Genomic DNA, 14,103 nt, shown 5'->3' with positions numbered 1-14,103 from the left:
TAAAATTGGCCAAAACCGTCCTCAAAAATATATTACAAATTTTAATTATCCTAATTTTTAACAATTTTTTAGCACAGAAAACACCTGAAAAATTGCCTAAAAATGCGGTTAATGATACTATTTCCAAAAAGGATACCATTGTTGCAAAAAAAGAAGCTTTAGATGATGTACTTCATACAAAAGCCGATGATCAGCGACGAGATATCCCTAAAAAAATGACATTCCTTAATAAGAATGCCCAGGTAAAATATCAGGATATGCAGATCGATGCGGATTATATTTCCATTGATGATAACAAAAATCTGATCTATGCCAGAGGGAAACAAGATTCTTTAGGAAAGATTATAGAGCCTGTAATTACGACGCAGGCTGGGAAAAAATACGAAACCAACGAATTCAGCTATAATACCAAAACCAAGCAGGCTATTGCTTTCAATGCAAGAACTGAAGAGAGTGAAGGGGTAATTGTAGCTCAGAAAACTAAAAAATATAACGATTCGGTATTCGCTATGAGAAGAGCGGATTATACAACCGATGAATATTTCGTTAAGAAAAAAGATACGGCGGCAGACTACTTTATGAGAGCCTCCAATATCAAATTGATAAAATCCAAGACAAAATCCCAGATCGTTACAGGGCCTATTCAAATGTATATAGAACAGGTTCCTACACCGCTTATTATGCCTTTTGCCATATTGCCGTTCTCGGACAAACGTGCAGCAGGTATTTTGATTCCGAGTTTTGGAGAGCGAGAAGATGTAGGATTTTTTCTGAATGGTATTGGATATTATCAGCCGATTGGGGAGCATTTTGATCTTAAATTACTTGCGGATATTTATACCAAAGGAAGCTGGAATTTACGCCCACAAATGAATTACCAGAAAAAATACCGTTACTCGGGAAGCTTTAATGCGGACATTGGAACCATGGTAAGAGGGATTAAAGGATTGGATGATTATACAAGAAACAGTACCTATAGGATCAGTTGGACACACTCTCAGGATTCAAAAGCTAATCCTTTCCTGACTTTTAGTGCTTCAGTGGATATTGTAAGTACAAAGTTCTATAACAACCCGCTTAACAATAATTATATTTTCAATCAGAATGTATTGAATACTCAACAGAATTCAACGGTAACTCTTACCAAAAGATTTCTGAAACTTCCAATGACCATTACGGGAACGGCATCTTACTCTCAAAACTTTGCAACGGGATTGGCAGACCTTCGTCTTCCACAGATGAACGTTGCGATAAACCAGTTTTATCTGTTTAAATCCAAAACAGGAGTAAGACAAGGGCTTCTTGAAAATATTACTGTAAATACAGGTTTTAACCTTACCAACTTTGTGAATACTCAGGAAAATGAGTTGTTCAAAAAAGAAATGTGGGATAAAATGCAAACAGGTCTTAAAAATAATATCTCCTTAGCAACAAATACTACTTTAGCTAAATATTTTACATTCAGTTTAAGTGCAAATGTGGATAATGCTTTAACTACAAAAACGTTGAACAGATACTATGATCCTGTAGCGAATGTTACAGTGGATGAAATCAATAAAAAGTTTGCCGGATATTCTTCATTCTCTACCACTGCGAGTCTTCAGACTACTTTGTATGGAATGATGAAGTTTAAAAAAGGATCTGTCATTGAAGCGGTAAGACATATGATGACTCCTAGTATCGGGTTTACTTATGCTCCGGATTTTTCAAGCCCTGGTTTCGGATATTATAAAAATTATTATAATGCAACGGGTGCCCTTACCCCTTATTCTATCTTTGAAAAAGGAATTATAGGAAGCCCGCCAAGCGGATTGGTAGGAGCGTTGGGATTCAGTATTGGAAATAATATTGAAATGAAAGTGAAATCTAAGAGCGATTCTACGGGAGTAAAGAAAATTAAGATCTTTGAATCCTTAAATCTTACAGGAAGCTACAACTTTGCGGCTAAAGATCACCCTTGGTCTATTCTTACAATCAACGGTCAATCTTCTTTCTTTAATAATAAGCTTACTGTTAATACAAGTCTTTCTCTTGATCCTTATAAAATTCAATTCCTTCCGGGACAGGATACGGGAATCAGAACAGAACAATTTGGAGGTTTCAGTGTACAAGGATTCAATATTCAGGTATCTTATCCGTTAAGCAGCGAAATTTTTGGTGAAAAAACGGATTATGCTAAAAAATATAGTTCAAAAGGGGAGATCCGAAATGAAAACTATTATTTTGATGATGACCATTATGCGCATTTCAATCAAGCATGGACATTGAATGTGAATGCCAACTACGCCTATTCGAGACAGCTTAAAAGAGAAGGAAGTAAAATTGCTTCTGTAGGTCTTGAAGGAAGTGTTAAGCTTACTCCTTACTGGAATGTTACCGGAAGTACTCACTATGACCTGGTGACTAAAGAACTGGCATATACAAGAATTGGTTTTTCAAGAGATCAACGAAGTTTTACCATTAATTTTAACTGGGTACCATTCGGACAATATAAAGTGTATGACTTCTTTATTGGGATCAAAGCCAATATATTAAGTGATGCATTGAAGTATAAAGACAGAAGCTTTACACAGCCAAATTCACCTTTCTAATATCAGATTGGCATTTGACAATATAAATTTTATATTTGCAACCAAAATAAATCTAACAAGATTATCATGAAATTGCTTAACTTATGGTGGGTAATGAAAGATGATTTTACAAAAAAATAAATATCCGTATATGAAACAAATAATCAATACAGTTAACGCACCTGCAGCTATCGGTCCTTATTCTCAAGCGAATATGGCAGACGGAGTTTTATACATCTCCGGACAAATTCCTGTAGATCCTGCAACAGGTAAACTGGTAGAGGGAATTGAAAAGGAAACTCATCAGGTAATGAAAAATCTTGAAGCGATCCTTACCGAAGCTGGAATGACTTTTAAAAATGTTGTAAAAGCAACAATCTTCCTTAAAAGCATGGATGACTTTGCTGTAATGAATGATATTTACGCTTCTTATTTAGATGCAGAAAGCTATCCTGCACGTGAAACAGTACAGGTCTCTTGTTTGCCTAAAAATGTGGATATTGAAATCTCTATGATCGCACACCAGGATTAATGAACTTTATAAGAAATACATTTGCGGTATTGATAGGCCTTGTAATAACCGGGCTTATAATTACTCTTGGTATAAGAGCTTTTCCGCAATGGGTTACTTTCGAAGCTTTTGCTCCGTTTGAGCATTGGCAAAGATTTCTTTTCAGTATGAAAGACGATAAGGCCTTTTTTGGCTTTCTTTTGTTTATTTCCGGATTAGGAACTACCATTGGTGGAGTAGCAACGGCTATCATCGTTAAATACGCAAAAGTAGCCTATGCAATCCTGATCGGTTTCATCATGCTTTTTATAGCGATGCTGGATGTGATTATTTTTCCTTACCATCCTACGTTTTATAAGATTTCAATCTTTCTTACCTTTTTTCCATTTTCCTGGATTGGTGGTAAGATTGTAGAAGTAATTTATGAACGGAACAAGAAAAAAAGGATCGCTGAGAAAATGAATAAACCCAAATAAATAATAAAAAAACGCTGCAAATATTTGCAGCGTTTTTCTGTTGATATGAAAATAACTATTGTTTAGTTTGTTGATTAAGGCATTTTAAATCCTTTAGTGTACATTCTTCCGTAGTCATCTACAAATTTTACCTGTACATTTCCTTGGTATTTATTCAGAATGCTTTCGATATCTTTTTGTGAATTTACCGGCTTACCATTGATTTCGATAATAATGTAGTTGTCTACAATTCCGATCTTGGCCATTTCACCTCCTTCAGATACATTCTTAGTCACTACACCACTATTCAAACCGTATTCAGTTTTGAATCTTTCAGTAAGCGGATCAAACTCAGCTCCGATTTTTTCTGTTACGCTAAGGTCAGCTTTAGTTCTGGTAGAAGTTCCTCCTTTTTGATCTCTTAACGTTACATTGGTTGTCGCTTCTTTACCATTTCTTGAATAGGTTACCTGAACTTTATCACCAGGGCGTTTGCTTCCGATAGACATAGAAAGATCAGCAAAATCTGAAATCTCATAGTTGTCTATTTTTGTAATGATGTCTCCTTTTTTCAGACCTGCATCTTCTGCACCACTATTATCACCAAATCCTGTTACATACACTCCGGCACCAGATTTAATGTTGGTTTTGAATTGCTTGTTATAAGCCTGAACTTGTTGGTCATTGGAAAGGTCTAATGATGAAACCCCTAAGAAACCTCTTTGTACAATACCGAACTTCTTAATATCCTCAACAATTTTTCTTGCTAAGTTTGATGGAACAGCAAATCCATATCCTTGATAATATCCTGTTGTAGACTGAATTGCAGAGTTGATTCCGATAAGTTCACCATTGGTGTTTACTAAAGCACCTCCGGAGTTTCCTGGATTAATAGCGGCATCCGTCTGAATAAAGCTTTCAATTGGGTTGCTTGCTTTTCCTTGGCTTCCTAAGATGCCGATTCCTCTTCCTTTAGCAGAAACAATACCTGCAGTTACGGTAGAATTTAACCCTAGTGGGTTTCCTACGGCAAGTACCCATTGTCCTACTTCAATATTATCTGAATTAGCAAAATTTAAATAAGGAAGTCCTTTTTCTTCAATCTTTAATAGAGAGATATCTGTATTAGGGTCAGTTCCTACTAAAGTTGCGATATATGATTTTTTGTTGCTTAAAACTACTTCAAGTTTATTAGCACCTGCTACCACGTGATTGTTTGAGATGATATAACCATCCGGAGAGATAATTACCCCTGAACCCATTCCTGAAGGCATATTGTCTGGAGCTTGTTGTTGCTTTTGCCTTTGCTGGCCTCTTCCTCCAAACGGATCTCCGAAGAAATAATCGAACAGATCCTGCTCAGTCGCTCTGCTTGCTGTTCTGCTTTGATAATTTTTAATGGTAACTACAGCGGGAACAGTTGTTTTAGCTGCCTTTACAAAATCATCGCCTACTGCACCTGTATTCATTCCTGCGAATGATGTATTAGGGGCTGATGTTGTGAAATAAGATTGATCTCCATTGTTGGAACCATGTCCGAAATATTGTATAGCTCCAACGGTAGTAGCTCCGGAAACAACTCCTACTACTGCAAATGGTAATAGTTTTTTTAAAGTACTCTTCATTGTATATCTTTCTTGTTTATTAATTAATTTCTTTTTTATGTTTTTGAGTAAACAAATTTAATGTTAAATAAGTAATCAATTAGTGTGCTATGTTTCAATTTTAACTAAAATTTAACGGCTATTATGTCATTTTGTGTATTATGTCATAATTGTTAAGCTCGTAGTTAACAAAACTTAAAAAAAACTTAAATAAAAAATGACAAAATAAAGCCGACCAAAGTATCATGCGAAAAAATTATCTTTCATTACTCATGGCCACGATCCCTTCCGCCCTATAAAATTAATTTAAAATGTCTATCTTTGCAAAAATATTTTTCTCACTTAAAACGTTTATAGCATGCAACTGTATAACACCTTAAGCGCAGAAGAAAGAGCTAGACTTATTGATGAAGCTGGTAAGGAACGTCTTACTTTATCTTTCTATGCGTACGCTAAAATTGAAGATCCCAAAAAATTTCGTGACGACTTATTCCTAGCCTGGAATGCCCTTGATGCGCTTGGCCGTATTTATGTTGCTCATGAAGGTATTAATGCTCAGATGAGCGTTCCTGCAGACCAATTTGAGGCTTTCCGCGATACGTTAGAGGTTTATGACTTTATGAAAGGAATCCGTTTGAATGTTGCAGTTGAGCAAGACAATCACTCCTTTTTAAAGCTGACTATTAAAGTAAGACATAAAATTGTTGCTGATGGTCTTAATGATGAAACTTTTGATGTTACTAACAAAGGAGTTCACTTAAAAGCTCAGGAATTTAATAATATGCTTGATGATCCTAATACGATTGTAGTAGATTTCAGAAATCATTACGAAAGTGAAGTAGGACACTTTGAAGGAGCTATTACTCCTGATGTGGAAAACTTCAGAGAAAGTTTACCGATCATCAATGAACAATTACAGGATTTTAAAGAAGATAAAAACCTGTTGATGTATTGTACTGGAGGTATCCGTTGTGAAAAAGCCAGTGCTTATTTCAAACATCAAGGTTTCAAAAATGTATTCCAATTGGAAGGCGGAATCATTGAATATACCCGTCAGATCAAAGAAGAAGGGATAGAAAGTAAATTCATCGGTAAGAACTTCGTATTCGATCACCGTTTAGGAGAAAGAATTACAGATGATATTATTTCACAATGTCACCAGTGTGGTAAACCTTGTGATAATCATACCAATTGTGCGAATGATGCTTGTCACTTATTATTTATCCAATGTGATGAATGTAAAGCTGCTATGGAAAACTGCTGTTCTACAGAATGTTTAGATACCATCCATTTGCCTTGGGACGAACAGGTGAAATTAAGAAAAGGGCTGCAGGTTGGTAATAAAGTGTTCAGGAAAGGAAAATCTGATGCTTTGAAGTTTAAAAACTCAGGAGATCTGCCTAAAGCACCTTTAGCAAAAGCTGAAACTAAAAATATCCGTCAGAAGATATCTGTTAAAAAAGTTTTAGTTGGAAAAGCAGAACATTATTTCTCAAAATCAAAAATCGGACAGTTTTTAATTGAAAATAAAGAACTTTCAGTAGGAGATAAGGTGTTGATCTCTGGTCCTACAACAGGTGATCAGGAACTTACGATCACTCAGATTTATGCAAATGGCGGGCCTTGCGAAACAGCAAAACAAGGAGATCAAATCACTTTTGAAATTCCGTTTAGAGTTCGTTTATCTGATAAATTATATAAGATTCTTGAACCTGCTGAAAACGCATAATCTAAAAGAAACTGTTCAGTAAAAGTAATATAACTCTTATGTTGAAAGCTGAGCTTAGAAAAAAATATATGCATAAAAGAAAAGCCTTGTCTCGTGATGAGGCTTTCTTGTTATCTGAAAAGATCTTTCAAAATTTCATTGCTTACTTTGATCCTCAAGAAGCTCAAAAGATCCATATTTTCGTTCCTATTGAGAAGTTTAATGAGATTGATACCCAAATCTTCATCCAATATTTTTTAGAGCATAATATCAGGGTATTTGTGCCTAAGATTATTGCGGATAAACTTATTAATATTGAAGTCTTCAGTGATACTGTCTTTGAAACCAATAGTTGGGGAATTTTAGAACCCGTTTCTAATGAAGATTCAGGAGAAGCGAATTTTGATTATGTGATTACTCCGCTTTTGTATTGTGATGGAAAAGGAAATAGAGTAGGCTATGGAAAAGGTTTCTACGATGGTCTTTTTCAAAGTATGTCTCCAAAGGTAAAAAAAATCGGAGTCAATTACTTTGACCCCGATGAATATATTGATGATGTCTGGGAAAATGATATTCCGCTGGACTATTTGGCAACTCCTACTGAAGTGCTGTCTTTTTTTATTGGTTTGGAATAAAAATCTAAAAAGTAAAACTTAAACTCTCTTTTTAGCTTTGAAGTTGACAGTAATATATACTGAGCATTCTTTTCAAAGCTTCCTAATGATTTGTTCTTGTCATCAAAGTATTCTACATTGAATTTGGCGTAGTCCAGAGTATCCTTTTTGTAGAACTCCTTATATACATTAAGATCGTTTACTTTAGCGGTTTTTACTTTTAAGCTGTCCATTTCCTTTAGCATTCTTTTGAATGTTAAAGAATCGGGTTTGTGAAAATAGCTTTCCATTTGAGAATAGATGAAGCTGTCTACTTCTGTATTTCTATTCCCATTAACGTATAGAGTGGATAGGTCAAGAAGCTCCTGAACCTTTTGCTTGGTTATAGAGTTAATGGCCTGCATGCTATCCATCTGTACAGCTGGATAACTTTTGGTATTATTGCTGTTTCGTAGTTTATCAAGGTCACTTGCTTCCGTTTTTTTATTACAGGCAACAAATAAAGTCAGAAGCACCGTGAAAATTAAAAAATTATTTATTCTTTTCATCTGTGGTGGCAATTTTGAATTTAATGGATACGATCTTACCGTTGTTGTCTTTTTTCATTTCTATTACATTCAGATTTTTCAATGATGTAGTAGGTGTGGTAACGAGGGTAATGTATTTTTGTTTGTCAAGTCTTTCGATTCCGTAGGTATTGTTGTCATAAACCTGATAGATGATCGCATTATTGCTGATCAGATTCTCCAGTTGATTTCTCTTTTGCTTGATAAGGGCAACTTGCTCCTCGGGATTCCCGTTTTTAATGTCTTTTACGGAGAAATAATAAACAGCCATTTTATAATCATCTGGTTTTAGTTCTATTTTTTCTTCCGCAGATGCGTTTTCTAAATTCCTGTTGACTTCCAATGGTTCATAGAAAGGAGCACTGATCTTCATTTTCAGATTTTTATCTTTCGTAGAATAAGAAAAACATTCTCCAGGTTTGATTTTATACATCAATGGAGATTCGTTTTCTTTGATCACCATTATCTCTAGGGTGTTGATGACAGAAACTCCTCTGTCTTTATCAATAAAACAGTACGTATAACTTTTTGAAAAAAGTAAATCTTTAAACCCAAGTAAACCTGTTATGGCAATTAAAACGGAAGTGACCAATGCCCAAGCGTTCTTTTTGAAGAAATTTTTCTTCGTTGTAACAGGCGAAATTTCTACTTCATGTTGATTGGGTTGATTTTTTTTAATTTGTTGGTTTTCAGTATTTGATTTTTGTAAATCAGTGTTTTCTGGGGTCTTGATTTCGGTTTTTTGAGGCTGAATTTCCGTTTTTGGAAGTTCAGGAGCTGAAGAAACCGTTTTTTCTAATTCATTGATTTCTTCTTCCTCAAGATTTTCAATTTCCTGTAGCAATTCTCCTGCAAAAAGATGTTGCTTCTTGAACTCGTACCATGAGTCGTAACCCGCATAGAGACTCAATAAATTGAGCATATCTATTCTTGGTAATTTGGTGACCGGAGAAGTTTTGAAATAGGTGTAAAATGACTTTTCACTGATGTTACCTTTGGCCTTTTTGCGCAGGTCTTCCTGAAAATATATGATATCTATACCCTTCCATTTGGATATGTCATCCTGAGAAGGGGTATATTCTTTTAAATATTGACCCTGAACGTCCTTTTTTAGTTGTTCAAAGTGTAATAGATCTAAATCTGTCAATTTTTTTTAAAATAATTAAATTGTTGATTATCAGTTGTCTTTTTTTGTAAAACTATTTTACAAAGGTATTACAATTATTTTTCATAGACAAATTTTCTAACTGCTATACCTTTGTCTTGTTCAAATAACAGAACAGAAGAAAATTTTATAAAACAATATTAACAAAATTAAATTTAATTTATTATGAAAAAGTCATTATTCGTAGCTGCTATCGCTGCAATCTCTCTAGTTGCTTGTAAAAAAACTGACGCTACAGCTACTGAAGGTACAACTGATTCTGCTGCTGCTAACGTAGCTGATTCTGCTGCTGTAGTTACTGATTCTGCTGCTAAAGTTGTTGATTCTGCTGCAACTACTGCTGTAGAAGCTACTAAAGATGCTGCTGCTGCTACTACTGCTGCTGGAGCTGAAGTTGCTAAAGATGCTGCTAAAGGTGCTGCTGACGCTGCTAAAGGTGCTGCTGATGCTGCTAAAGGAGCTGCTGATGCTGCTAAAGATGCTGCTAAGAAATAATTCTAGCTTAAGCTTAAAAATAAAAGAACCGTTTCCCTGTGAAACGGTTTTTTTATGCTTTATCATCAACTCCTAATTTACTTACCAGTTATCGAGAACCAAAAGAGGAACAATTTCTATGATTGAAAACAAAAGTAATTATTCAAGACAACACTCTCGTGCTTATCCTTTCTTTTGTTTTAAAGATTCATAGCAAGTTATCGCTACTGCATTACTTAGATTCAAAGAATCAATACTTCCTGACATCGGGATCAATGTATTTTTCCCTTTTCCAATCCAGAAATCACTTAATCCGGAATGTTCTGTTCCAAATAATACAGCAGAACGTTGCGTAAAATCTCTTTTGTAAAGATCTTCAGCTGTCTCATCCATCAAAGTTATATAGATGTTGAAGTTGTTTTTCTGAAGAAATTCTAATGTTTCTTCATTTTCTGCCTGATAAACTTCCATTCCAAAAAGGCAACCCACACTGGATCTGATCACATTAGGATTATAAAAATCGGTTTTTCCGTCTGCGACAATCAAAGCATCAATTCCAAAAGCTTCACAACTTCTCAAAATAGCACCCAAATTACCCGGTTTTTCTACTCCTTCAACAATGATAATGGTAGCGTTTTCCTTTGGAACATAAGATGAAAGCGGCGTTTCTTTTGTCTGATATACTCCGATAATACCTTCGGAACTTCCTCTGTAGGCTATTTTTTCATAAACTTTGTCACTTACGAAATGAATTCTTCCATCAGGAAGTTTTTCTTTGAATATATTTTCACAGATAAAGAATTCTACAGGTTCAAAGCCATATTGCATTGCTCTGGCATTTTCCTGTTGCCCTTCTACGACAAAAACGTTTGATTTTTTACGGAATCTGTTGTCAGTAAGTAGCTTAGTGACATTTTTTACTTTTTCGTTTTGAAAACTTTCTATCAACATTTTGCAAAATTATGCAAAATTTATGATTGAATTTCCCTGCTTTTAACAAAAAGAGTCTTCCACGTGATTTGAAATTGCTTTTTGTTCTTCTTTTTATCGTAAACCGTAATCCCAATAATCAAAAGAATGGACAGGAACTTATACAGATTACCAAAAGTGTTTCCGGAGACATTATCTGAAACATTGAAGATTTCCCAATACAGATTCATCAGAAAATGAAGTGATATAGCTGTCCAAATATTAAAATTGTGTTCAAAATATACCCATGCAAAAAATACTGAGCCTAAAAATGTAATGGCAAATATTTCAATGAGTTCTGTAATATTTTGGCTTTGATATAGGTGTACCTGGGCAAAGAGTAATGATCCTAATAGAATTGAAGATAAAAATCCCAATCTGGTAAATCTATATAATGTACCAATAAGGAAACTTCTGAATATTATCTCTTCAAAAAAGGCAGATGAAATCGTATTGATAAATAAGGATTCAAAATTGAATGTACTGACTATTCTGAAATGTATTGCATATCCGATCAGCATGGGTAAGGTTCCGATAAAAGCTAAAGAAAAACCTTTAAAAACTGAGTGATTCAAGGAAAATAGATCAAGGATTTTCTTTTTAGGAAATAATATTTTTAAAGTAATGACTAATGGAATCAAAGTTATAGAGTAGGCTATCACATGGGCTATAGCTTTACTGTGAAATAGATCTCTTGTGAAATTCTGAATGCCTTTAAAACAAAATAAATCAAAGAAATAATAGATAATAAATCCTAAGATCAGGATAGAAAAGAAACGAATTTTTTTACTCATGTTAATTATTTTTGAGCAAAAGTGGGGCTTTGTGAAAAACAGATCAAAACAATGTGATGATTGTCAAAAAATAGTGACGATTGACAAGCTTCTATGGGTTAATCTCTTGCAATCGAGGAATAATAGCAGAAATGAAACTTCTTGAAACAGGAACTTCAAAGTCGATGTTAGGGAGTGTTAATTTATACCCTTGAGCGTTACCTTTGGTGTTTTTTACTTTTTCAAGGTTCACAATAAAAGAGCGGTGACATTTCTTGATGAGATCAGTTTCTGTTTGTTGTAAAATATTGGATAAGCTTATTCTTAACAGTTGCTTTTTTACTTCACCATTTTCTAAATAGTATACAGTACAGTAGTTTTCCATGGATTGAACACATAAGAAATCAGCTGTAGAAATTACTATTTCTGCATTGTTACTCAGAATGTTTAATATCGTTTCTTTTGATTTTTTGTGTTCAGTAACTAAAGGGGTTGCAATATTCCTGGCCGTGTTTTCATGACTCTTTTTTAAATAGATATATCTTGATAAGACATAAATAGTTGAAATAGGAATACCTACTGCTAAAGAGTAAAGGAACATATATCCATAATTTTCAAAACTAAGGGAAACTTTGCTGATCACTAATGAATTGTAAAAATAGGCTAGGATAGATCCTAAAAATAATATGATGAATATTTTTAATAATTCTGAACCTATATTCCAATCATTGAGACGAGATACATAAAGATTTGAAATGAAAAATACAGTTCCGAAAATAATAGTATAAGGAAAAAGAAGTAAATATTTCTGAGGGTGGTGGAAACTTTCAGTTCCAAAGGGCTGAAAAATAATCAGAAAAAGATACACCGTAATGCCTGCTCCTAACGAAGAGAGTAGAATTTCTGCAAATGATTCAGACTTGGGGTAAGAATACAATGGTAAGGAAGGCAGATGTTTCATGGGATCATACCTGAATATTTTTATATCAGCTTTGTAAAATTATATAAAATATTATATATATCAGTATATGCTTTTTTTGTCAGTAAGCATTTGATTGGTAATGTATTCACTCGGAGTAATTCCTTCAAATTGCTTAAATACCCTGTTGAAGGTGGCCTGGCTTGTGAAACCGGCACCTGTGTAAATGTACATAAGAGTAACTTTCGTTAAATCTGATTTTTCAATGAGATTTTTTACATAATCGATCCTTAATGAATTGAGGTATTGGTTGAAGTTTTTATATCCTTTGTGATCAATCGCTCTTGAAAGGTAATTTATATTGGTTTTTAATTCTGAACATAAATCGGATATTTTAATAGAAGGGTTGGTAAAGTAATTATTGCTCCTCATATATTTATCCAGCTCCAGAAACAAACTTTCAAGTTTACGATGGTCTATCATTAAATCACTTTTATGTTTGTCTGGTAATTCTATTACGTTTTGTAGCGTATGTAAAGAAATATTCGTTTTGAGTTTTTGTTTTTCTTTCATTTTACTCCTGATACTGTATTCAAAAGCTTTAGATTCTAAGTGGTTTATTTTGAGTTTATAATAGATGAATAAACAGATTAGAGAAAAGTTGGCCAGTATTGTTGCGGCATTAGTCGGACGAAGAAATTTTTTGTCGTATGCATAAAAATGATGGTCAAAGTATTTGGCATAAACCATAATGAGCAGCATCAATATCATCGTATAGAACATGTAGTATATGACCATCTTTCTTTTTAAAAAAACATAGGCATATACCGGAATGGGAACCAACCAGATAAATCCTACAAGGGAATCATCGATAAAGTTTAGGATGATAACAGAAATATACAAAGAACTGAAATGAAGATAAGCATTCACAACTCTGGATATATTTACATTCCTCCTGATGAGTATATAGGAATAAATATAGAATACTAATGCCCCTGCAAAATAATAAAGAGGAAAAGTGTTTTTTAACCAAAAAAGATAGATGTAAATAGAAACAACATGAAAGATGGCTAGAATAACTAAATATGTTTCAACAAGCTGCTTTTTTAACGAATGTATTCTGTTATTGTAGTATTGGGTAATTCTCATCGCAGCAGGCCCTCAGCTTTTATTCATTATTTAGAAGAAGCAAAGATAGTCTCTAAATTTTTTATACAAAGCAAACATTCAAATTAAATTTTTATTACGGACTGTTTTAATAATCTTAAAAAAATACACAAATAATCATATTCATAAAATGATTGGGTTAAAAAATTAATATTCAGGATTCTATCACTGTTTCAATCATTTTTTCAATATGATTTTACTAGGGGTTTTATGGTTTTGAATAAGATTTAATTTTGCAAAAAGATAATGATATAGGGGTTTAACGGTGAATAACTCGTAAAAATTCGTACTGATTCTAATTAACACATTGATGATTTTAAAACGAGCAATAGTAAGATGTTGCCCGAATTCAATAAAAACTAAATGAGTCGTCCTAAAATAGGTTGACATAAATTAAACAATATTTAATCCGGAGAGATATTTTATTTCTTCGGATTTTTTATGCACTTTATCTGGCGTTTCCATATTAAGACTTAAATGTGGTCTTTTAGTATTATAAAGATAAATACTTTCTTTTACTAATAAGTTTAGATCTTGAATATTCTTTGTTTTAGAAAAAAGGAATTCTTGTTTCAATATTCCATTAACCCTTTCTGCTAGCGCATTTT

At 33.7% G+C, this 14,103-nt stretch carries 14 protein-coding genes; 6 read left to right on the top strand and 8 right to left on the bottom strand.

Annotated elements, in window-relative coordinates:
- Window positions 1-5 precede the first annotated feature (5 nt).
- The 3 genes from GTR01_RS06100 (at window position 6) to GTR01_RS06090 (ending at window position 3,557) form a co-directional block, all read left to right on the top strand.
- Complete coding sequence (locus GTR01_RS06100) at window positions 6-2,591, top strand: putative LPS assembly protein LptD (protein ID WP_160136981.1); 2,586 nt, start codon at window positions 6-8, stop codon at window positions 2,589-2,591.
- Between the two features lie 130 nt (window positions 2,592-2,721).
- On the top strand, window positions 2,722-3,102 hold the full coding sequence (locus tag GTR01_RS06095; protein ID WP_160136980.1) for a RidA family protein: 381 nt from the start codon (window positions 2,722-2,724) through the stop codon (window positions 3,100-3,102).
- Entirely contained in the window at window positions 3,102-3,557 is a 456-nt protein-coding gene (locus GTR01_RS06090) for a hypothetical protein (RefSeq protein WP_160136979.1), read from the top strand. The genes GTR01_RS06095 and GTR01_RS06090 overlap by 1 nt, the downstream gene beginning before the upstream one ends.
- A gap of 74 nt (window positions 3,558-3,631) precedes the next feature.
- On the opposite strand, the gene GTR01_RS06085 is transcribed toward GTR01_RS06090, so the two are convergent.
- Window positions 3,632-5,161: a trypsin-like peptidase domain-containing protein gene (locus GTR01_RS06085; protein WP_160136978.1), complete on the bottom strand. Its 1,530-nt coding sequence runs from the start codon at window positions 5,159-5,161 to the stop codon at window positions 3,632-3,634.
- Between the two features lie 337 nt (window positions 5,162-5,498).
- Here GTR01_RS06085 and GTR01_RS06080 point away from each other — a divergent pair, with 337 nt between their 5' ends.
- Together GTR01_RS06080 and GTR01_RS06075 are read left to right on the top strand one after the other, a co-directional pair.
- Window positions 5,499-6,869: a rhodanese-related sulfurtransferase gene (locus GTR01_RS06080; protein ID WP_160136977.1), complete on the top strand. Its 1,371-nt coding sequence runs from the start codon at window positions 5,499-5,501 to the stop codon at window positions 6,867-6,869.
- Window positions 6,870-6,907: 38 nt separating this feature from the next.
- On the top strand, window positions 6,908-7,483 hold the full coding sequence (locus tag GTR01_RS06075) for a 5-formyltetrahydrofolate cyclo-ligase (protein ID WP_160136976.1): 576 nt from the start codon (window positions 6,908-6,910) through the stop codon (window positions 7,481-7,483).
- Here GTR01_RS06075 and GTR01_RS06070 read toward each other — a convergent pair.
- Both GTR01_RS06070 and GTR01_RS06065 read right to left on the bottom strand, forming a co-directional pair.
- Complete coding sequence (locus GTR01_RS06070; protein ID WP_160136975.1) at window positions 7,432-8,010, bottom strand: hypothetical protein; 579 nt, start codon at window positions 8,008-8,010, stop codon at window positions 7,432-7,434. The genes GTR01_RS06075 and GTR01_RS06070 overlap by 52 nt on opposite strands.
- Window positions 7,994-9,175, bottom strand: coding sequence for a hypothetical protein (locus tag GTR01_RS06065; RefSeq protein WP_160136974.1), 1,182 nt, complete (start codon window positions 9,173-9,175; stop codon window positions 7,994-7,996). Before GTR01_RS06065 ends, GTR01_RS06070 begins: the two co-directional genes overlap by 17 nt.
- A gap of 183 nt (window positions 9,176-9,358) precedes the next feature.
- On the opposite strand from GTR01_RS06065, the gene GTR01_RS06060 reads away from it, so the two are divergent.
- Complete coding sequence (locus GTR01_RS06060) at window positions 9,359-9,688, top strand: hypothetical protein (RefSeq protein WP_160136973.1); 330 nt, start codon at window positions 9,359-9,361, stop codon at window positions 9,686-9,688.
- 162 nt (window positions 9,689-9,850) lie between these two features.
- On the opposite strand, the gene GTR01_RS06055 is transcribed toward GTR01_RS06060, so the two are convergent.
- From GTR01_RS06055 to GTR01_RS06035, 5 genes are all read right to left on the bottom strand, one after another.
- Window positions 9,851-10,618, bottom strand: a complete 768-nt coding sequence (locus GTR01_RS06055; protein ID WP_160136972.1) for a TrmH family RNA methyltransferase — start codon at window positions 10,616-10,618, stop codon at window positions 9,851-9,853.
- Between the two features lie 20 nt (window positions 10,619-10,638).
- On the bottom strand, window positions 10,639-11,430 hold the full coding sequence (locus GTR01_RS06050) for a CPBP family intramembrane glutamic endopeptidase (RefSeq protein WP_160136971.1): 792 nt from the start codon (window positions 11,428-11,430) through the stop codon (window positions 10,639-10,641).
- A 91-nt stretch (window positions 11,431-11,521) separates the two neighbouring features.
- Entirely contained in the window at window positions 11,522-12,370 is an 849-nt protein-coding gene (locus GTR01_RS06045) for a LytTR family DNA-binding domain-containing protein (RefSeq protein WP_160136970.1), read from the bottom strand.
- 60 nt (window positions 12,371-12,430) lie between these two features.
- Entirely contained in the window at window positions 12,431-13,477 is a 1,047-nt protein-coding gene (locus GTR01_RS06040; RefSeq protein WP_160136969.1) for a helix-turn-helix domain-containing protein, read from the bottom strand.
- 411 nt (window positions 13,478-13,888) lie between these two features.
- On the bottom strand, window positions 13,889-14,103 hold a 215-nt coding region (locus GTR01_RS06035), incomplete at its 5' end, for an integrase core domain-containing protein (protein WP_160136968.1).

It is taken from the genome of Chryseobacterium sp. c4a (assembly GCF_009900745.1).
In the GTDB taxonomy this organism is placed as follows: domain Bacteria; phylum Bacteroidota; class Bacteroidia; order Flavobacteriales; family Weeksellaceae; genus Chryseobacterium.
Note: the sequence above shows the minus strand (reverse complement) of the source record. Positions and strands in the feature narration are given on the sequence as shown.